We start from the raw sequence: 21,638 nt of genomic DNA on the forward strand, positions 1-21,638 counted from the left end.
TAAGAAGGTAGAGAACCTTTTTTGTTAGTGAGTATTGTATTCAGACATTTTAAAGCCGCAACTAAAAACTCTCCCAAAAAAAAAGAAGAGCAGCAATATTGCTACTCTCCTCTTAGCCAACTGTATTCAGTTATTGTTTACCACCGTATTGTTGCTCTGCCATTTGAACTAGACGCTTCGTGATTTCACCGCCAACTGATCCGTTTTGACGAGAAGTTGAATCTGGACCAAGTTGCACACCAAATTCTTGAGCAATTTCAGTTTTCATTTGATCTAAAGCTTGTTGTACGCCAGGTACTACAAGTTCGTTAGAGTTGTTATATGCCATGATGAATTCACCTCCTTGTTACTACTAGCTTGTGCAGCAACCCGAGGGAAATACTAATCAATTTTTGGCAATTCTGTTAGTTATAACAGATCAGAAAATTCATTCTCTTTTTCACTATGTTCTTCACTGAACTCTAGTGTTTCAATATTTTCTAACGTTTCTTCTAACTCTTGAGTAAAGTCCACTTTAGCTTCAACCTCATTAACTTTTTCACGTGTAGGTCTTGTTTTAGGCTGACTAGGAACGAAGACTGTACAGCAATCTTCATATGGGCGAATGGATATTTCGTACGTATCGATTTGCTTGGAAAGTTCGATTATATCAAGTTTATCCATTGATATTAATGGTCGTATAATGGGATAATTCGTAACCTCATTAATAACATTCATACTTTCCATTGTTTGACTTGCTACCTGACCAAGACTTTCCCCTGTTGTAAAGGACAAAATACCTTCTCGATCCGCTACACGTTCACTAATACGCATCATAAGACGTCTCATTACCGTCATCCCATAATGTTCAGGTACCTGTCGATATAGCGACTGCTGAAGTTTCGTGAATGGAACAACATGGACACGCACTTTATTACCAAATCGTGTTAACTTCTGTGCAAGTTCTAATACTTTCTGCTTTGATCTTTCACTAGTATATGGAGGTGAATGAAAGTGAATGGCTTCAATTTCAACGCCTCGCTTCATAGTCAAATAACCTGCTACAGGACTGTCAATGCCACCCGATAAAAGGAGGAGACTCTTTCCGGTGGTACCTACCGGAAGTCCACCTGCACCTTTAACCTTCTCAGAAGTAATATAGGTGCCATCCCTTCTTATTTCTACCATAATTTCCATATCAGGTTGATGAACATCGACTTGATACCCCTCTGTGTTTCGTAAGAGATGTCCGCCAATGACACGGTTCATATCTTGTGAGCTGACAGGAAACTGCTTATCAACTCTGCGAACAGATACTTTGAATGTCTTCACATTCTCTGGCTTTGTCAAAGCGAACAAAGCTCCTTCATTAATTTCTTCTTCTGTACTGTTCACTTTTACAGCTAAGCTAAATGATTGAATTCCGAAGACATCTTTAATTTGATCCATAACTGGTTGAGGGTCTTCACCATTTAAAAGGATATACATACGGTCACGATTTCGTTTGATTTTTATATCTGGGAAAGATTGCAACTTCGACTTCACATTTTCATATAGCTTTGCTACAAAGTGTTTGCGATTCTTCCCTTTTAGAGACATTTCTCCATAACGGATTAATATATGATCATATTGCATTTTATCTACCCCATTACTTCACTTAATTGATCGATTACAGTTCTAAACGTACTTAGGAAAGTATCCACTTCTTCATCTGTATTAAAATAAGAGAGACTAACCCTAAGTGCAGAAGACGCTCGTTCATGATCAGCACCACAGGCTTTAAGAATAGCGCTCTCGTCAGCATCCTTAGAAGAACATGCTGATTTTGTTGATATGAATACACCATGTTCTCCTAGCGCATGAATAACCACTTCTGGCTTAAACCCTGGCATAGAGAAATTAAGAATATGCGGAGCACTATTTTCTGGTGTATTCACAACCACTCCGTTTATTTCTTCTAAACTTCGCCTGATTTTTTCATGCATTTTCTTTAAGGAAGATAGATGGCTTCGTTGGTATTCAAGTGTCATCCTTAATGCTTTAACCATAGATACTATACCTGGTAAATTTTCTGTTCCTGCTCGATAGGATGTTTCTTGGCTACCTCCATGCATTAAAGGAAAAAGGGATGTGTTTTTCTTCACGAACAGTATTCCCGTACCTTTTAATCCATGTATTTTATGGCTCGACATTGTACATAAATCAATTTTACTTTTATGGAAATCTAATGGGACCTTTCCTAGTCCTTGTACATAATCGACATGGAAATATAGCTTCGGATAACGATTGGCAATCTTACCGATTTGTTGTATAGGTTGTATCGACCCGAGTTCATTATTCACGTGCATAACACTAATCAGTATCGTATCTTCTCTTATAGACTTTTCTAAATCAGATATATCAATAATTCCCTGTTCATTCACTGGTAAATAAGTTACTTCAAATCCTAATCCTTCTAGAGCTTTGCATGCTTCTAATACAGAAGGATGTTCAATGGATGATGTAATAATATGCTTACCGCGATTTTGATGTTGAAGTGCAATGCCCTTAATGGCTAAGTTGTTTCCCTCTGTTCCACCCGATGTAAAAATGATTTCCTCTGGATCAATCGATAATAGCTGAGCAGCTTGTTTTTTTGACTGATTTAATAACCGTTCCGAATCACTTCCAAAGCGATGAATAGAGGAAGGATTACCATAATAGGTTTCGGCTACTTGGTGAAAACTTTGTAATACTTCGGGATATGGCTTTGTTGTGGCACTATTATCAAAATAGATCATTTGGCCTGACCCCTTTTTATTTTCTTGTGCAATCAATTATATTATCATACTTTCCTAAAGCTTTAAATGTCAATCATCCTTGTTATTTCCTATTATTATAACAAACGATTTTATCGTGCCATCCTTAGTGCAATGATTTTTTTAGATTCTCAATATAAAACCCCCGTTCCTTCAATTAGAAGAAAGGGGGTTTTTAGGATCAATTTCTAAAGTAGCTAGAAGCTTGTTTATGGATAATACCTGATTTTTTGAATGTTGAGTTACCCATTCTTTAGTTAGTCCTACTTCTTTAATACTCATTTTTGTGGGCTGCTTAGAATTGGTTGTCTTTGTAGTATCAGCACTATCCTTTTTTTCTGCTTGAAGGAATGAATCAGAATCCATAGGTGCTTTTGTCATCTGTTGGTATTGTTCTTTTTCGGAATGGGAAATCACTTGATAGGTTTCCCCTTGAACGAACAATATACTAATTGCAATCGCCCAAACTATAATGGAACTAAGAGATAAACTAAGTACTAATTTTTTTTGCATATCTATCTCCTTATCCTACAGGGGTTTGGACCATATCCTGTATTCGTTTTATAGCTCCTGGTTCAACCTCTTCTAACGCATGTGATGCTTCTTCTAGAGCCACATCATACTGATAGGAGCGAAAAGCTTGTTCTGCTTCCGATAATTTAGCAGCCAACAATGGGTATTTACTTCTATATCGATTGCCATATTGAATAACACTTTCAGCCATATATGCTGTCTCTAACAAATCTTCTGTTTGCTGTTTGGCGTTTTCTGTATCTTTTACAGCATCCTCCATAGCACTTTGAACCTTTGTCATATCTAGTTGTTGTGCTTCTACTTGACGTTGTACATTTAATAAAGAAGAACGACTTTTCTCTAATACATCTTCTATATAGTTTGGTACACCCGGTATATTGCTCTTTTGTAATTTACGATAAACAGCTAGCAATTCTTGTTTCATTTGGGAAAGTTGTTGCTTCGCATCCCTTTCACCCTTACGCAACGTATGTAAACGTTCTTTAAATTGCTCATGTTGGTCAACCAGCTCATCTAATTGAGTTGTTAGAGTTTCTAACTGAGCACGTATGGTAACATGTGATGTTTCTTCATCTTCCAAGTTCAACTTAATGTCATCTAGTTGTTTTGTTAAATTATTTATCCACTTTTCTAAACTCAAGTGTAATTCTAAATCCCGTTCTTCAACATGGTAGGAATTTTGGAGTATATTTACTTCATTCTTGGTTTCAGCTACTTCATCTTTAATGACATTTAACTGCTCCACTAATTGAGGATGATATTTCTCAACATAGTTTCGAGCTAAGGCTTCTTTTTCAAGTTGAGCATACATTTCCTTTATTCGTTCCTCAATTTCTTGAATACCGTGTTGAGCTTCTTCCATTTCAGCTTTTTCTAACTGATTCAAATAGTCATTTAAACGTTCCTGGTACTCCAGAGCCTCTGCTTCATACTCGTAATGATCAATACGATATCCATCTTCCCTCATGTCCCGAACTCCACTAATCAACTCATCAATTTGATCAGGTAACTCTTTCTTACAAGATTTATAAAGGGCAGGAAAAGACTCTATCCTTTGTTCGATAGTGGTTAACTCTTCTTGAAGATTTTGGACCATTTCATTTGCTTCAAAATAATTTCCTTCTTCAATAAGCTCATAGTATTTCGTTAGCTTTTCTTGGGTTTCCTCTATCTCTTTTTCGAAATATGTTTCTGCTTTCTCAAATAAATGACGTTGTTGTAGCAATTTCTTTTTTAATTCTTTGAGCCTAGGTTCAATCTCCTCGACATGTTTCCGACTATTCTCTTCTGAGTTCAACAAAGTATCTAACTCTTCAAACATTCCTTCTATGGAGGCTTCAATAGATTGTAGTGACTGTTCTATATTGTTCAAAACCGCTTTTGCTTTTTTAAAGCGATAACGGTCTGCATGCTCTTCTGCATCAAACAACCCTTCTTCTAAGTCCGGAAGATGTTTTGACAGAATATCATCCCATTCTGAACGCCACTTTTCAAAACGCTCCTGTGTTTCACCTGACAAGTTTAAGTTCTTCACTTTTGAAAGTTCTTCTGTTACGTTTCGATTTGTAATATTCAATTTCCAATTTTCAAGACGATCCACTTCATCATAAATCTTTTTACGTAATATTAACCCGTAAATAAATGCTACAATTAATACTAGTACCACTATGATGACGTACTCCATAAAAAGCCTCCTAACACTTGTCAAGTACATCTATTAAATTAACGACAAATTATGTATATGTATGGTAATAATGATACCATGTAAACCTTCATTTTGGCTAAAATTTTTCAAAATAATTAAGAGATTTACAATTTCTGCTACCGCATAAGCTCGAAGCGTTGTTTATTGCATCACATTGTTCTACACAATCTACCTGATTTATGAACTGTATTGCTCTGGTAGCATTGCTCCTCTCGTAATCTTTAACCTTGCCATACCCTATCTTGAACGCTTGGAAACGTACAATTATGATTTTTCAGTAAAACATACAACACCTTTAATGTAAAATGGAAAAATAGGTATTTTGACCTTTACATAAAGTAAAGGCATATGCGCTTGGTTGCTTACGGAAATCCTCTAAGTTGTATTATTACTACTGCGGAGATTGACTTAAGACCTTTAGGGATACGCTAAACTAGTCTTGTAGAAGAAACTGATACTTTTCTAGAAAATATATGAAGCACTACTCCCTAAACAGGAATAGTGCTTCATTAGTCTTACCATATTATACTTTATAGCGTTACATAATACTTTGTTTAAAACCAGGTTTCTGATTCGTATGATAAATATATTCCAACCAATTGATGATTGTAAGGGAATACTGCTTCATGAAATAATCATGAGATTGGTCAAAGGATACATGTTCTCTCATCTCATAAGGCATCAAGAATGGGGTCATTAGCATTCCTTTGAATTGTATATAATAGTAGTTAATTTGCAGGTTTTTAAGTCCGAGTGTTTGGAGGGAACGTTTAAACATACCAAATAATAAGTACTTCTCTTTCGCTAGATAAGTAACCATCATTTCTCTAACAAGCACATTATCAAGTGTTAATTCACGGTGAATAAAACAAGTAAATTGATAGTTTGTTTGTTTATAGTGTATAATGACTTCTATCATTCGGCGGAGTGATTCTCTAGGAGAATGTTCCGCTTCTTCAAGTTGAACAGTATCTAGAAGTTCTATATAGGACTCAAAATAATGAACCATCATGTATTCCAATAATCCTTGCTTGTTTTTAAAATGATAGCTAATTAAAGAAACATTCACTTTAGCTTTAGCGGCAATATCCCTTACAGAAGTACCATTATACCCTTTTGTATAAAAAAGGGAACAAGCAGCATCCATTACTTTTTGTTTCGTATTTGATGATGTCATGCTTAAATCCTCCTCCTACTAACGAATAATTTCGTCTTGAAGAGTGGATTTCCTGCATGTTTCGCTCGCCATATTCTGCATAGGAATTGTCGAAAAAACCACTACTAACCAGCATTTTACCTAAGGAGGTATATTAAATGTTTAATGTTGAACATTATACAGGTACGAAGGATCAAAATTATGACCTCTTACTTAAGCAACTTAAAGCGTTACTAGAGGATGAGCCTGACCAAGTGGCCAATCTCTCTAATGCATCAGCACTTTTAAATCAATTTTTAGATGAAGTAAACTGGGTTGGATTTTATTTATGGAAGAATGACCAGCTCGTCTTAGGACCTTTTCAAGGACTACCTGCTTGTGTACGAATCCCATACGGAAAAGGCGTTTGTGGAACAGCCCTTTCTGAAGGTAAAACACAACGCGTCGCTGATGTACATCAATTCCCTGGTCATATAGCCTGTGACGCAGCCAGCCAATCAGAAATTGTAGTACCATTCTATAAAAATGGTGAAATCTTTGGTGTACTTGATATTGATAGTCCTATCAAAAACCGCTTTGACGAAACAGACGAACAATATCTAGAACAATTTGTTGAAGTCGTGAAACAATATGTATAGCGTACTAATTAAGTATTAATACGCTTGAATCACCGCAAAGACGTCTAGTGCTATCTAATAGCCTAGACGTTTTTTATTTAATAATCGCCCTGTTATGTTGTCCAAGGCTACCTCCCGCGATATTGTGATGAACGGAAGCATGACCCGATTAGAGTTGGACATTTTCTGAATCGTGGTATCACGAAGCGAGGAATGGTTCTGGACACAAAGTGATGTTATGCCAACGGACATATAGTCTCTTATTCTTCAATTTCAAGGCTTTTTTCCATTTGTAACGGACATTCAGTACGCTATTTAGCCAAAATCACCTTAATGAAGGGTGTTCTTTCACAAATAAGGTACCATATGTCCGTCAACTCCTCCAAAAGAGGGTTTTCACAGTAAATAAGAGAACGTATGTCCGGTAGAAGATGTCCTACGTATTGTCTAGAATCTGATTGCAAAACTTCAGCGTGCCCCCCCTCTATATAAAAGATTATGCCTCTTTTATGAAATAAACGTTGATTCACCTCTTTCCCATAAATCAAAAAAGTACCAGGTTAGCTTATAACTAACCCAGTACTTCTCTAAATGATTATATTTTTTTATGCAAACCAAAGTAGCATGAATTATACATTTGATACTTCATCTCTTCTTATTGCATTTTTACCCGCATCCTTAGCTTCATAAAGAGCACGGTCTGCTCGAATAAAGAAGTCCTTCACCTCTGTGTGTAGGGTTGGATCCCAATATGAAACTCCACAAGAAATAGTAACGTTCGGATTGGTGTGCTGGTTTACTTTTTCTACTAATTCCCTTCCAATAACATACCCTTCTAGCAAGGATGTGTGAGGTAGGTAAATAGCTAATTCTTCCCCGCCCCATCTAGCCACAATACCTTTAAAACCAATATGTTCTTTCACAATAGTTGCAACTTGCACCAAAATCCTGTCCCCAACTTGATGACCAAAACAATCATTAACTTTCTTAAAGTCATCAATATCTATTATCAGGAATGACCCATCATTATGTTCTTCAATGTGTTTATGAATCGTCTCATCTAAGTATTTCCTCGAGCATAACTTAGTTAAGTAATCTGTTCTAACTAGTTGTTCTAACTCCTCACGAAGCATAGAGTTTGCAAAGGCGAGTGTAGAATGGTGCACCAATGATTGTAATAATTTAAATGTTTCAAATGAAAAATAGTAAGGTTCTGTATGCAGCACAATTACGACTCCATTTAATGATCCATTTTGAATCATAGGAATTGCCATTACAGAACAATATTTACTAGTTATCTTAGTAGAAATGTCTCCAATAAATAATGAATCATGTGTAGTACTAACCTTATGTCTAACAAACTCTTTTAAAGCATCTGAGTCTACTTCATAAAAATGTGCTGTACTACCACTCAAAACATCTTGATTACGATTTGGATAATCTTTATATAAAATGAATCCTATTTCCTCTGCATGGAAGGAGGTTTTAATTTGATTTGCCATAAACGCAATTGTTTCTGTAAGGCGTAAGTTTGAATTTAACTTATGTGATGTTTCATTTATTAATTGCAAGTCTGATATTAATCGTTTTGATTGCTGGTAGAGTCTTGCATTTTCTAACGCATTACCTGCAGTGTTAGATAATAATTTAATAAACTCTACATCTTCTTCATTAAAAAACATGTCGACTGCAGAAACGATTTGAAGAACGCCATATACACCTTGCTTCCCTTTTAATGGAGCATAAAAGCAAGAGCATTGTTCGTCGATATCCTCAAATTGAATCTCACCTGTTAAGTATGCTTTGGCACTAGCAGATTCTATTTCATTATTATCAAAATTTAATTCTTTAATAGGAAGGTGTTGTGTACTTGAATAGTCATGAGAAAGTAATAAGTAATATTCATACTGTGAATATACTTCCCTTAGCGTATCCATTATTCCCATTAGGATCTCTTCCATATTCATAGAGGAGTGAAATTTAGCAGTTACTTCAAATAGTTGTTTGTATTTTTTTTCATTACCCAATGTTTGATAATTTCTTTTTATGTTCCATACCACTTTTGCTACTTCATCTACTATTAAATGAAGGGTAGATTGAACAATTTCTTCATAATTTTCACTAGGGTGTACAATATAAACAAAACCAATAACTTCTTGGGCATCATACAAGGGAATAATATAACTGTTCTCTTTGTTAAAAAATGCTCGACCATCCATTACTTTATGACCAATATCCGAATGACCATGTTGAAATGAAATCCAATCTTGATAATCAAGCTTTTGTTGAGTCAATTTCGCATTAGAACTATGTAGGAAAAATTGACCTTCTGAAGCGTTATATACATATACCCCTACATATTGCGCAGTAAGTACATCCTCCAGCACACGAGCTACCTCTATCAACAGCTCATGGTACGAGCGATTTTTTCCGCTAGTAAGTAGATCATAAAAATGTAACTTAAGCTCTTTCGATATATGTGATAGGTAATTATTTGATTGCATTCATCCATCACCTTTTCCAAGCAATATCATTGTGCTTAACCTTTCTCTATTATATAGGTCATAGGTTTATTTTCCTATTCTTTTCGACTATTTTTAATAAACTTTTAATTAAGAGGAAGAAACGCTTCCATTATGTAGTAGTTATAACTTTCGTTTCTCCGTTTTGGAAAAGTACCAACCAAACCTCTTGTTCCTTATCCAGTGGAACGGTTTGGATAGGATTACTAGTAAACGTATTAGACCACACTAAGTTATGATCATATTTCAATTTGGCTTTATAAACGTTATCTTTTTTTGTAGTTTTTAAAATACGTTTATCTATCCCTTTTTCTTCTGGAGAAGATTCATTGAATTCTACCTTTTCTAATGACTGATTGAGTCGAACCCATTTGTCCTTCTGCTTCATCCATAATCGATCTTGTCGATCATACAAAATGCTGGAGATAGGTGTTTGAATTTTAACATATGACTTGGTATTAAACTTAAAGCTTTTTTCTTCTACTTCATATAGTACTAAGAACGATTGATTGTCTCTATTCTTTATCATTGCAACCTCAGTTATGCCATCAGGCTTAACTGAAGAAGTTATCATTTGCTCTTGTTTTTTATCTTTTGTAATACTAACAAGCAGTTGATTCTGTACAGTAAAGGCAAAGATAACACTAATAATAGAAATACCTATAACAACGAACCTTATTCTTTTAGCTCGCTTTGTTTCAGTAAAAGGGCCAGTTGAATGCAAATAACCCCCTCCATCAATAAAAATTAACTGTTATCATTGTATCATAGCTTCTAAGCATACATCCTTCACAATTCTTTTACTATGATCCCCTTGACTTATATACATAGAGACATTATAATAGCCTTTGTGTAAAATAAAAGGCAGCTTAGGTGAGCCGCCGTTGTAATCATTTTGTTCCTCTACTATGAGGTGTATTGTGTAACCCTCTGCTGCTGGGGCGAAGGTACATGAAAACAAAATGAGCAGCGTGAAGAAGGACACACTGTTTTTATTTTATGCAAATATAAAATAAAGGAGAGAAATTTCCAATGGCACGTTATACAGATTCAACTTGGAAAAAGTCTCGTCGTCTAGGTATTTCATTAAGCGGTACTGGGAAAGAGCTTGAAAAGCGCCCATACGCTCCAGGACAACATGGTCCTAATCAACGTAAAAAACTTTCAGAGTTCGGTTTACAGCTTCAAGAAAAGCAAAAGCTACGTTTCATGTTCGGTTTAAACGAACGTCAATTTAACAGCCTTTTCGAACAAGCTGGTAACATGCAAGGTATTCATGGTGAGAACTTCTTAATGCTATTAGAATCTCGTCTTGATAACATTGTTTACCGCTTCGGTCTTGCTCGTACTCGTGCTCAAGCACGTCAACTTGTAAACCATGGTCATATCACAGTAGATGGTGGTCGTGTGAACATCCCATCTTACCGTGTTAAACCAGGTCAAGTTATTGCAGTACGTGAAAAGTCTCAAAAGCTTTCTGCTATTGCAGATGCTCTTGAAGCAAGTAACTATGTACCAGAATTCCTTTCTTTCGATGCTGAAAAGCTAGAAGGAACGTATTCTCGTTACCCTGAACGTAATGAAATGCCTTCTGAAATCAACGAAGCGCTTATCGTTGAGTACTACTCTCGTTAATAGATTGATTAAAATCCTGATCGAATTCTTCGATCAGGATTTTTTTATAGATATATTTTGCGAACGTCCATCCATCGTGTGTGGATTAAAACTTTATGAGTACATGCTATAATAAAGAGTATTGTTAAAGAATTAGGGGTGATTTTTATCGAACATATTATACATACATCCGTTCGCCCTTTAGTAGAGTATGTATTTCGTAGCGGGAGTATAACTAGTGGCTTCCAAAGTACAAGTACCATGACGGAAGGTACAAAAGCTCACCAATATATCCAGTCCCAATACAAGGACACGGATAAAAAAGAAGTCTTATTCCAACAAAGCATCCCTTTTCGAGACCTTGTATTCGAGATAGAAGGTCGATGCGATGGATTACTTTTTCACGATGACCAGGTCGTTATTGAGGAGATAAAATCAACTCAAAAAGACATCCACGAAATTAGCAAGGAAGATAAACCAGTCCACTGGGCGCAGGCTAAAGTTTATGCTTATATATATGCTTTTCAACATAAGCTTACTGAAATTGATATTCAACTAACTTACATTCAAGTAGAAACATATGAACAACTTCATTTTAAAGAAACGTATTCTTTTAATGAGTTAGAAGCATTTTTGAATGATGTATTGGAAGGTTTTTATCCCTATGCTATTTTACTTCACAATCATCAAAAAAATAGAAATAAGAGTGCTCAAGCATTAACTTTCCCTTTCCCGACCTTTCGCGATGGTCAACGCTATTTTGCTGGAGCTGTCTATAAATCAATTAAAGAACAGAGTGATTTGTTTGCAAATGCCCCTACCGGAACAGGGAAAACCATTTCAACCACCTTTCCTGCCATTAAGGCTATGGGAGAAGGGCATTTAACCCAATTTTATTATTTAACAGCTAAAACGGTTACGAGACAGATCGCAGAGGAAGCATTAACACTTATGATACAAAAAGGTCTAGAAGTGAAAGCTGTTACCATAACCGCTAAAGACAAAATATGCTTCAAAGAAGATGGCTGTACAAATGAGCATTGCCCTTTTACGGAAGGCTATTATGATCGCATAAATGACACCATCATCGATGTCTTAACGAATGAATCCTTATTAAATCAGCCCGTTATTGAGTCGTATGCTAAGAAACACATGGTTTGTCCATTTGAGCTGTCACTAGATCTTGCTTACTCAGCTGATGCTGTAATTTGCGATTACAATTATATTTTTGACCCTAGAGTATCATTAAAACGATTAGGTAATGACCAAAAGAAACACACTGCTCTATTAATTGATGAAGCTCATAATTTAGTGGACCGAGCTCGGACAATGTTTTCTGCAGAACTATTCAAGTCATCTTTTACTAAAATAATCACAATGTACAACCATCATAACAATGACCTTGTCGAAACTGCATCAGCACTTAAGGAAGCATTTTCTACTTTTGAAAAACAGGCAGAGAATAAGCAAGAGGTTTTTTCTAGCGCACCTTCTAGTCTACTAACTCTACTTTCTCCGTTCATTAAAGCCGCTGAAGAAGAGTTACTAGATCCCAAAATAGAAGGAGAAGAATCCGAGCATTTACTCGAAACCTATTTCACAGCTAATTCTTTTATTAAAATTGGTCAACTATACAATGAGTCTTACGTAACTTACTTAGAACAATGGAGACAAGAAGTTGTAGTGAAGATGTTTTGTGTGAACCCTTCTTTATTGTTAAAGAAGGCCGGCAAGGATTTTCAATCGAAGACCTACTTCTCTGCAACATTAACACCTCTCGATTATTACAAGGATATGTTGGGAGCTAAAGAAGAGGATTATCAATTAGCTATACCTTCCCCTTTCGCTTCTGAGCATACACAAACGTTTATTAAGCCAATCTCAACAAGATATAGGGACCGCGATCAGTCTATTAATCAAATTGCCAAAACCATAAGAAATTTTACTATGGAAGAGACAGGTAACTATATCGTCTTCTTGCCCTCTTATGAGTATATGTATCGTATTTATGACGCATTTCAGGATCTTTATCCAGAAGTAGAAACAATTCTTCAACATCAAGATATGAATGAAAAAAATAGAGCTGCCTATTTAGATAATTTTGTGGCTGACCCAACTCAGACGCTTATCGGTTTCGCCGTATTAGGGGGGATCTTTTCAGAAGGTATTGATTTAAAAGGTAACAGACTTTCTGGTGTGTTTATCATAGGTGTAGGCTTTCCTCAAATTGGATTAGAACGTAATATTATTAAAGATTATTTTGCGAACATAAATAAAAATGGATTTGATTATGCCTATCGTTATCCAGGTATGAATAAAGTGCTCCAAGCAGGCGGTAGGTTAATTCGTACCGAGAGTGATAAAGGATTTATAGTGTTGATAGATGACCGCTTTTTACAAGCAAGCTACAAAACACTGCTCCCTCCAGAATGGCGGGACTATACTGTACTTTAATTACACAAATCTTAGAAATAGGCTCTGTTAAAGTTTCGTATTGATTGTTGAATTAACTAATCAAAATAGGCTTATTCAAGATAAGAAGCATAATCTGGAATATGGAGTTTTGGTGCTGAGTGGTTGATTCGGTGGGAATTCACTCGCTTTCCGCGGACAATCGGTGAAGCCTCCTCGTTCGGCTTCGCCTCTCTGCGGGGTCTTCACTCGATCGTTTTTCCGCAGGAGTCTCGCAAATTCCCACCGAATCAACGCCATGTTTTGGAGTTCTTATCAAAGAAGGTATGTGCTTCATTACTTGGATTAAGGGGAAAGTTTCAACACTATTGATTCATATATTCAAGGTGGTAAAACATGCTTAAATCCCTTTGATATCAAGGGGGCTAAGACGATAATTAGAATGACTAATCTGTTAACATCATAACATTCCACCTAGCATTAACTACGATGGATCCGTTATCCCTCATATCGATGGGCGAAGGGAAATGGTGAGACTCCTGCGGAAGAAGGGACAATGCGAGACCCCACAGAGAGGCGTAGCCGAACGAGGAGGCTTGCATGTTCCTCCGCGGAAAGCGAACCATTTCACCGCAGCCCCTTCCTCACAAAAGTAACGGATTAAGAAGCCTCACCAGTTATTCAAGATTATGGTGCTATTATGAAAAAACATAAAACTAGTTCAATATTATATCAACCACAAACTTCAACACAGCCATGAAAAAAGAAGCTGTTCCATAGCAATAATGGAACAGCTTCTTTATTAACTAAAACGAATTAAGAAGTATTTCTTCTTCCCTCTACGAATAATGGTAAAGGTTTCGTCTATTCGATCTTTCTCTGTAACCGTGTATTTCATATCTTGTTGTCGCTCGCCATTAATATAAATAGCTCCATTTTGAATGTCCTCTCTTGCCTGACGCTTGGAAGAAGAAATCTTCGCTTCCACTAATAGATCAATGAGCCCCTTTTCTTGTTCTTCTAAATAATGTGTTGGCACGTCTTTGAAACCCTGTTCTATCTCACTGCCAGTAAGATCTTTTAGCTCACCACTAAACAAAGCTTCTGTGATTTTTTGTGCTTGTTGTAGTGCTTGATCATCATGTACAAGTCTCGTTACTTCTTCAGCTAATCTACGTTGCGCAACACGTTTTTCAGGCTGTTCCTCCACTTCTTTTCTTAATTCATCAATTTCATCCAATGATAAGAATGTAAAATAATGAAGGAAATTAATCACATCGCGGTCATCTGTATTAATCCAAAATTGGTAAAACTCATATGGTGTCGTTTTTTCTGGGTCTAACCAAATCGCTCCACCTGCTGTCTTTCCAAACTTACTTCCATCTGCCTTAGTAATAAGCGGAACGGTTAATCCAAATGCTTTTGCTTCTTCCCCTTCAGAGGATGTACGGCGAATGAGCTCTAGACCTGCAGTAATATTCCCCCACTGGTCACTTCCACCAAGTTGGAGTGTACAGTTCTCCTCCCTAAAGAGGTTCAAGAAATCATATGATTGTAGAATCATGTAACTAAATTCTGTAAACGAAATACCATGTTCAATTCTTGATTCTACAGAATCCTTGGCTAACATGTAGTTAATTCCAAAATGCTTCCCTACATCTCGTAGGAACTCAATCATAGTTAAATCCTTTAGCCAATCTAAATTATTACGTGCTACTGCAGCGTTTTCCCCTTGATCGAACTCAAGGATTTTAGCCATTTGACCTTCGATTTGATTACTAAAGTAGCGTACGGTATCTTCGCTATTCAACTGACGCTCTGTTGAACGTCCACTTGGGTCACCGATCATTCCTGTACCGCCTCCTACAAGCGCTATAGGGCGATGACCTGCTTTTTGAAACCTTTTTAAGATTAACAAAGGAAGTAGATGTCCAATGTGTAAGCTATCACCTGTAGGATCAAATCCACAATACAATGTAACTTGCTCTTGACTTAAATGCTTTTGCAAACCTTCTTCATCCGTGGTTTGATTTACTAACCCTCTTGCTTGTAAATCCTCTAAAATATGCATGAGTGTCACTCCTTTTTGGTATGTATATCATATCTAATCAATACTAAAGGCTAGTAAAGGATATACTATTTTTTAAAAGCATCTATAAAGACATAAAAAAAACCCCATCCCTAAAAAGGGACGAGATTCATCTCGCGGTACCACCCTTGTTGTAACAACTATTCTGTTACCACTCGGAAATATAACGGTTAGAACCGTCTTCTGATTTAGCAGAAGAAACTCCAGGACGTAATTCACAATTTGTTTTGTACTGACTCTCACCAACCGCCAGCTCTCTATAACAGGGAACAAATTATTACTGCATACCCTTCGACGTAAGTATTTTCATTTGTATTTTTAATTTATAGCACAATTTTTTTAAAAAAGCAACTATAAATAATAGTAGAATCATGTCTCCTAATGTTGGATTATGATATAATATTCGTTGTAAGTATAGGGGGGAATCAAAATATGAGTAAAAACCATTCTAATGGTTCTGATAAATCACCATTTGTGAAGTGGTGGCAAGACGGAAAAATCCAAAAAGCTTCCAGGATTACTTACGATGTCCTATGGAATGTCGTCTTATTCTTCTTAATCATAGGTGTAGTAGGATTCTTTTTCGCAGGAGGCATGGGTGCAGGCTATTTTGCTTCACTAGTCAAAGATGAACCTATTCGAGCCGAAGAAGATATGAAACAGGATATTTACAACTATGAAGAAACGACAGAAATCTTTTTTGGGGATAATAAGTATTTAGGAAAAATTCGCTCTGATCTATATCGTGAAGAAGTTCAATTAGAAAACGTTTCGGATTATGTTCGAAATGCTGTTATTGCTACAGAGGATGAATATTTTGAAACTCATGATGGTATTGTTCCAAAAGCAATCTTAAGGGCTATATACCAAGAAGTAACTAACGCAAGTACGAAAACTGGCGGGAGTACACTCACTCAACAATTAATTAAAAATCAAATCTTAACAAACGAAGTATCTTTCGAACGTAAAGCGAAAGAAATTCTTCTAGCCATGCGTTTAGAACGCTTCTTCGAAAAAGATGAAATTCTTGAAGCATACTTAAACGTTGTCCCTTTCGGACGTAATGCGTCTGGTAGAAACATAGCAGGAATTGAAACAGCTGCACAAGGGATCTTTGGCGTAAGTGCAGATGAGTTGAATTTAGCTCAATCCGCATTTATCGCAGGTTTACCACAAAGCCCTTACCTATACACACCATTTTTAAATAATGGTCAAGTTAAAAGCGAAGAAAACATTGCTCCAGCTATGGACCGAATGCAAACGGTTCTTACTAGAATGCATGAAGCTGGTATGATTTCAGATCAAGAATTAGAAACAGCTCGTAACTATAATATTGCAGCTGATTTCGCTGAACCTGAGGCTTCACCTATTCAAGAGTATCCTTATTTAACTATTGAAATTGAAAAACGCGCTAAGAAGATACTTGCAAAAGAACTTGCAAAACAAGATGGATACAATGAAGAAGACTTAGAGAATAACGAAGCTCTTCAAGAACAATATTCCATTCTTGCTGATCGTAATTTACGTGGCAATGGTTATAAAATCCATACCACGATTGATCAAGAGATTTATGACAAAATGCAAGAAGTGAAAGACAAGTACAACCAATATGGACCTGAGAAAAAGGAAACAGTCGTAATTGATGGTGAGGAAAAGACCATTCAAGAACCCGTTCAGGTTGGTGGTCTACTAATGGAAAACAGTACAGGTAAAATACTTAGTTTCATTGGTGGTCGTGATTATGAACAAAATCAAGTAAATCACGCAACAGACTCACAACGTTCAAACGGGAGTACGATGAAGCCAATTCTAGTGTATGCTCCAGCCATTGAGCTTGGTGAAGCTCAACCAGGATCAGTAGTTGCTGATATTGATACGTCTTTCCAAGCAGGAACAAAAACGTGGTCACCAGGAAACTACACAGGTCGTTATCATGGTTTAACATCAGTCCGTTATGCACTAGCGAAATCCTTTAACGTACCTGCTGCAAGAACCTATGCAGACATAGTTAATCAAAACCCAGTTTCCTTCTTAGATAAAATGGGTTTCACTACTCTAACAGAAGGTGACCGTACCAATTTATCGATGGCTTTGGGTGCTGTAACGAACGGTGTAACAGTTGAAGAAAATACAAATGCTTATGCCACATTCGGAAATATGGGTCAGTTTGTCGATGCCTATATGATCGACAGAATTGAAAATAAAGACGGTGAAATGTTGTATGAGCATAAAAGTGAAAAAACAAAAGTATTTAGTGAACAAACATCCTATCTCACAATTGATATGATGCGAGATGTTCTTGATTATGGAACTGCAAGGTACGCCAACTCTCGCCTTAAGTATCCAGGTGTTGATTGGGCTGGTAAAACCGGTACATCCCAAAACTTCCGTGATACTTGGTTTGTTGCTACAAACCCTAATGTAACAATGGGAATGTGGATGGGCTATGATACCCCTAAATCCATTAAATGCTATGGTTGTAACTTAAGCTACAGTAACCGTAATATTAACCTTTGGTCGCAAGTAGTTAATGCTGCCTCTGATATACGACCAGAGCTCATGGTACCAGAAGAAAGCTTTAAGAACCCTGGTGGCATTGTTACAGCTAACTATTGTGCTACATCAGGATTAGCTCCTTCTGAACTATGTTCTGAATTCGGTCTTGTTAAAAGTGATATTTACGCTTCAGGACAAGTACCAAGCAAAAGAGATGATAGTTTAATCCAAACTAGATCTGTTACGGTGAATGGAAATACGTATGTAGCTGACGAAGCGACTCCAAATGAATTCACCAATAGTGGAATATACTTTAATCCTGATTGGATTGAACGTAACGGTTATGACAAATTAGATGACTTTAGTCAGTTAATCCCTAATAATCAACGTTGGGCGAATGTAAGTGTCCCTGCGTCAAATAAACTGCCTAACGATGGTCAAGCACCTGCAGCACCTGCAAGCGTTAATGCTAGTGGCGGCGCTGTTACATGGTCACCATCTGCCAGTAATGACGTAGTAGGTTATCGAGTCTATCGTGCACCTTCACCAGGAGCAGCATTCCAGCTTACAGGAAGTTCTGTAGATACCTCATTAGGCTCTAGAGGTAGAGGTGTCTATATTGTCAAAGCTGTAGACTACTATGGTCGTGTCTCTGGTGCTTCACCATCAGCGCAATACGGTGACTTCACACCAGATCCACCTCCTGAAACTGACAATGATAATAACTCAGGGAACAGTGGTAACTCTGGAAACAATAATAATTCTGGCGATTCGGGTGATTCTGGTAACTCCGGTAATTCCGATGGAGACACTGGTGGTACAGGAGATAGTGGCAACTCCGGTGATTCTGGTAATGATGGAGGAGATACTGGTAACTCTGGTAATTCCGGAGGTAATACAGGTAACTCCGGCGATTCTAGTGGCGATTCCGGAGGCTCCAGTAATTCTAGTGGAGGAGATTCCTCTGACAGTGGTGGAAATTCCGGCAATAGTGAGAACTCTGGAGACAGCAACTCTCAATAACGTGAACAAAGAGCATAGTTTAACTAGGAAGAGGAATGTACATTCCTCTTCCTTTTTTTATTTCTAGAGTGAGTTAATCCCTTTTGGCAACTAATGACTTTGTTCTAGAGTTTGTGACATTTTTTCAGACTTTTGGGATTATTTTTCATGGTTTTTCCTGTATAATGATAAGAAAATCAAGCTTGAATTTATAGGTGGTGTAGGAATGAAGCATATAAAGGAGTATCATTCCAAAGAAATAGAGACCCAAGAAGGCACAGTGATAGTTGAGGGTCCTCTCTCTTCTTCGGAATTAGCCAACTATTCATTTCATGAACATTTAACCGCATTCCGTCCTTCTGAAAAACAATTTGAAGCTGTTAAGAAAATAGCTGACTTTGAGGAAGGTCGTATTATTGTGGCAAGAACTTCAGAAACCATTGTTGGATATGTTACGTATCTATATCCCGATCCTCTTGAACGATGGTCAAAATTTCAAATGGAAGACCTCATTGAATTAGGTGCTATTGAAGTAATCCCTGCTTACAGGGGCTACAAAATAGGTTCATGGCTACTTAAGGTTTCCATGATGGATGATGCAATGAAAGATTTCATTGTGATTTCAACTGAGTATTACTGGCATTGGGATCTCTCAGGTACACGTTTGAATATTTGGAATTACCGTAAAGTGATGGAAAAAATGATGGGTGCTGGTGGTCTCACACCATATCCTACTGATGATGAAGAAATTGTCTCCCACCCTGCAAATTGTCTTATGGCTAGAATTGGAGAGCGCGTGGATCCAGAATCAGTTAAACGATTTGAACAATTACGTTTTTTGAATCGTAATCGTTATCGCACTAGTCGAGGAGGAGATTAAGATGCTTGTCGAACAAATTATGAAAACTCAAGTAATCACCTGCAAACCTACCGAAACAATTGAAAGCGCTTTAAGGTTGTTGAATGAGCACCATATTAGGCATATACCGATTGTTGATGATTCTAATCAAGTGATAGGAATTGTATCAGACCGAGATGTAAGAGATGCAAGTCCGTCTATTTTTCATGTTCATCAGGATAATGATGAGAATGAACTCCAAAATGAATTACGTTCTATTATGAGTACACCTGTAACAACCATTCATCCATTAGATTTTGTTGAAGAGATTGCTTCTATTTTTTATGAGCAGGAGATTGCTTGTTTACCAGTAACAAAGGCAAACAAACTAGTGGGCATAGTAACGGAGAAAGATATGCTTTACACATTGATCCAATTAACAGGAGTAAATGTGCAAAGTTCTCAAATAGAACTTAAAGTGATAAATAAACCAGGTATTCTACCAGAAGTAACGGCTGTTTTGGGACGTAGAAAAGTAAATATCACGTCTGTACTCATCTATCCCTATGAGCCAGATCAGCGCTATAAAATACTGGTTTTTCGATTGCAAACCATGAATCCAATGCCAATCATAGAAGATTTAAATTCAGAAGGGTATGAGGTGTTGTGGCCAAATATGCCGGGGATAGAGAAATGACCTGTGAAGCCAAATTTGTGTACTCAGACCAATTTACAAAGTATCGTTTTCGAGAAGGTCATCCCTTCAACCAATTGCGTGTTACGTTAGCTTATGAATTATTAAAGATGAGCAATGCAATTGAAGATAAACATCTAGTTCCTCCCCGAGTGGCAACAGAAGAAGAATTAAGACTCATTCATGACCCAAAATACATACAAGCCGTAAAGCTCGCTAGTGAGGGTAAACTTACAGAAGATGAAGGATTTCCTTATGGAATTGGTACAGAGGATACACCGATGTTTGAGCATATGCATGAAGCTGCATCTCTGTTAGTCGGAGGTTCCTTAACTGCCGTTGATGCAGTGATGAAAGGTGAAGTGAAACACTCCCTTAACCTTGGTGGTGGACTACATCATGGTTTTCAGCAAAAGGCGTCCGGATTTTGTATATATAATGATGGTGCCGTCGCAATTGAGTATATAAGAAAGCACTATGATGCAAAAGTATTGTATGTAGATACTGATGCCCATCATGGTGATGGTGTTCAGTGGGCCTTCTATGATGACCCTAATGTATGCACATTATCCATCCATGAAACAGGTCGATACCTTTTCCCTGGTACTGGTAATGTAAATGAACGAGGAATTAAGGAAGGTTACGGATATAGTTTTAATATACCAATTGACGCCTTCACAGAGGATGAATCCTTTCTTCAAGTCTATGAGGAAGCACTACGTGAAATTATGTACTATTTTAAGCCAGATGTAATTGTAACTCAAAATGGAGCAGATGCACACGTACTCGATCCTCTTACTCATTTGTGCTGTACGATGAATATATTTGAGTACATTCCTAAACTAGCTCATGAACTGGCTCATGAGTATTGTGATGGTAAATGGATTGCTTTAGGTGGTGGAGGCTATGACATCTGGCGCGTTGTACCACGAGCTTGGGCACAAATATGGAAGGTTATGTCCAGTAACACATCCTTTAAGGGAAGTCTTCCCGTAGAGTGGACAACAAAATGGCAACAGCAAGCCCCAGTAACTTTACCAGACCATTGGAATGATCCAGCGAATATGTATAAGGAAATACCTCGCAAAGAGGAAATAACGGAAAAGAATGAAAAGGCTCTTGAAAAAGCTCTCCAGTTTATTCAGTTAAAATATAACTCACCTAATTCCGGTATATAATCGT

Annotated in this window: 16 protein-coding genes and 1 other annotated feature; of the genes, 7 read left to right on the forward strand and 9 right to left on the reverse strand. The window is 37.1% G+C overall.

Annotation, left to right across the window (positions count from 1 at the left end; genetic code table 11):
- Positions 1 to 130: 130 nt before the first annotated feature.
- The 6 genes from N782_RS05480 to refZ all read right to left on the reverse strand — a co-directional run bounded on the left by N782_RS05480 (position 131) and on the right by refZ (position 6,193).
- Positions 131 to 328, reverse strand: a complete 198-nt coding sequence (locus tag N782_RS05480) for an alpha/beta-type small acid-soluble spore protein (RefSeq protein ID WP_036817163.1) — start codon at positions 326 to 328, stop codon at positions 131 to 133.
- 80 nt (positions 329 to 408) lie between these two features.
- A complete protein-coding gene (gene thiI, locus N782_RS05485) occupies positions 409 to 1,614 on the reverse strand; it encodes a tRNA uracil 4-sulfurtransferase ThiI (RefSeq protein WP_036817166.1) in 1,206 nt (401 codons plus the stop codon).
- 5 nt (positions 1,615 to 1,619) lie between these two features.
- Positions 1,620 to 2,759, reverse strand: a complete 1,140-nt coding sequence (locus N782_RS05490) for a cysteine desulfurase family protein (protein WP_036817169.1) — start codon at positions 2,757 to 2,759, stop codon at positions 1,620 to 1,622.
- A 171-nt stretch (positions 2,760 to 2,930) separates the two neighbouring features.
- The gene (locus N782_RS05495) at positions 2,931 to 3,290 is read right to left on the reverse strand and encodes a hypothetical protein (RefSeq protein WP_036817171.1); all 360 of its coding nucleotides are present in this window, start codon (positions 3,288 to 3,290) and stop codon (positions 2,931 to 2,933) included.
- A 10-nt stretch (positions 3,291 to 3,300) separates the two neighbouring features.
- Positions 3,301 to 4,995 (reverse strand): septation ring formation regulator EzrA, encoded by a 1,695-nt coding sequence (gene ezrA, locus N782_RS05500; protein ID WP_036817174.1) that lies wholly within the window; start codon positions 4,993 to 4,995, stop codon positions 3,301 to 3,303.
- Between the two features lie 559 nt (positions 4,996 to 5,554).
- A complete protein-coding gene (refZ, locus tag N782_RS05505) occupies positions 5,555 to 6,193 on the reverse strand; it encodes a forespore capture DNA-binding protein RefZ (RefSeq protein ID WP_036817177.1) in 639 nt (212 codons plus the stop codon).
- Between the two features lie 137 nt (positions 6,194 to 6,330).
- On the opposite strand from refZ, the gene N782_RS05510 reads away from it, so the two are divergent.
- Positions 6,331 to 6,810 carry a GAF domain-containing protein gene (locus N782_RS05510; RefSeq protein ID WP_036817180.1) on the forward strand — a complete coding sequence of 160 codons (480 nt, stop codon included), beginning with the start codon at positions 6,331 to 6,333 and terminating at the stop codon, positions 6,808 to 6,810.
- Positions 6,811 to 7,418: 608 nt separating this feature from the next.
- Here the strand turns inward: N782_RS05510 and N782_RS05515 are convergent.
- Together N782_RS05515 and N782_RS05520 are read right to left on the reverse strand one after the other, a co-directional pair.
- Positions 7,419 to 9,293 carry a sensor domain-containing diguanylate cyclase gene (locus N782_RS05515; RefSeq protein ID WP_036817183.1) on the reverse strand — a complete coding sequence of 625 codons (1,875 nt, stop codon included), beginning with the start codon at positions 9,291 to 9,293 and terminating at the stop codon, positions 7,419 to 7,421.
- A gap of 130 nt (positions 9,294 to 9,423) precedes the next feature.
- Positions 9,424 to 10,035, reverse strand: coding sequence for a hypothetical protein (locus tag N782_RS05520; RefSeq protein ID WP_036817185.1), 612 nt, complete (start codon positions 10,033 to 10,035; stop codon positions 9,424 to 9,426).
- Between the two features lie 308 nt (positions 10,036 to 10,343).
- Here N782_RS05520 and rpsD point away from each other — a divergent pair, with 308 nt between their 5' ends.
- On the forward strand, positions 10,344 to 10,946 hold the full coding sequence (rpsD, locus tag N782_RS05525) for a 30S ribosomal protein S4 (protein WP_036817187.1): 603 nt from the start codon (positions 10,344 to 10,346) through the stop codon (positions 10,944 to 10,946).
- Positions 10,947 to 11,084: 138 nt separating this feature from the next.
- Complete coding sequence (locus tag N782_RS05530; RefSeq protein ID WP_338048240.1) at positions 11,085 to 13,379, forward strand: helicase C-terminal domain-containing protein; 2,295 nt, start codon at positions 11,085 to 11,087, stop codon at positions 13,377 to 13,379.
- A 760-nt stretch (positions 13,380 to 14,139) separates the two neighbouring features.
- On the opposite strand, the gene tyrS is transcribed toward N782_RS05530, so the two are convergent.
- Positions 14,140 to 15,408 carry a tyrosine--tRNA ligase gene (gene tyrS, locus N782_RS05535; RefSeq protein ID WP_036817189.1) on the reverse strand — a complete coding sequence of 423 codons (1,269 nt, stop codon included), beginning with the start codon at positions 15,406 to 15,408 and terminating at the stop codon, positions 14,140 to 14,142.
- 113 nt (positions 15,409 to 15,521) lie between these two features.
- Positions 15,522 to 15,730: a binding site (T-box leader), on the reverse strand.
- A gap of 128 nt (positions 15,731 to 15,858) precedes the next feature.
- On the opposite strand from tyrS, the gene N782_RS05540 reads away from it, so the two are divergent.
- The 4 genes from N782_RS05540 to N782_RS05555 all read left to right on the forward strand — a co-directional run bounded on the left by N782_RS05540 (position 15,859) and on the right by N782_RS05555 (position 21,634).
- Positions 15,859 to 18,945 (forward strand): transglycosylase domain-containing protein, encoded by a 3,087-nt coding sequence (locus tag N782_RS05540; RefSeq protein ID WP_052111192.1) that lies wholly within the window; start codon positions 15,859 to 15,861, stop codon positions 18,943 to 18,945.
- A 205-nt stretch (positions 18,946 to 19,150) separates the two neighbouring features.
- Positions 19,151 to 19,804 carry a GNAT family N-acetyltransferase gene (locus N782_RS05545; RefSeq protein WP_036817192.1) on the forward strand — a complete coding sequence of 218 codons (654 nt, stop codon included), beginning with the start codon at positions 19,151 to 19,153 and terminating at the stop codon, positions 19,802 to 19,804.
- A 1-nt stretch (position 19,805) separates the two neighbouring features.
- Positions 19,806 to 20,459 (forward strand): acetoin utilization AcuB family protein, encoded by a 654-nt coding sequence (locus N782_RS05550; protein ID WP_036817195.1) that lies wholly within the window; start codon positions 19,806 to 19,808, stop codon positions 20,457 to 20,459.
- Complete coding sequence (locus N782_RS05555) at positions 20,456 to 21,634, forward strand: acetoin utilization protein AcuC (RefSeq protein ID WP_036817197.1); 1,179 nt, start codon at positions 20,456 to 20,458, stop codon at positions 21,632 to 21,634. Before N782_RS05550 ends, N782_RS05555 begins: the two co-directional genes overlap by 4 nt.
- Positions 21,635 to 21,638 lie beyond the last annotated feature (4 nt).

The organism is Pontibacillus yanchengensis Y32 (assembly GCF_000770635.1).
GTDB lineage: Bacteria > Bacillota > Bacilli > Bacillales > BH030062 > Pontibacillus > Pontibacillus yanchengensis.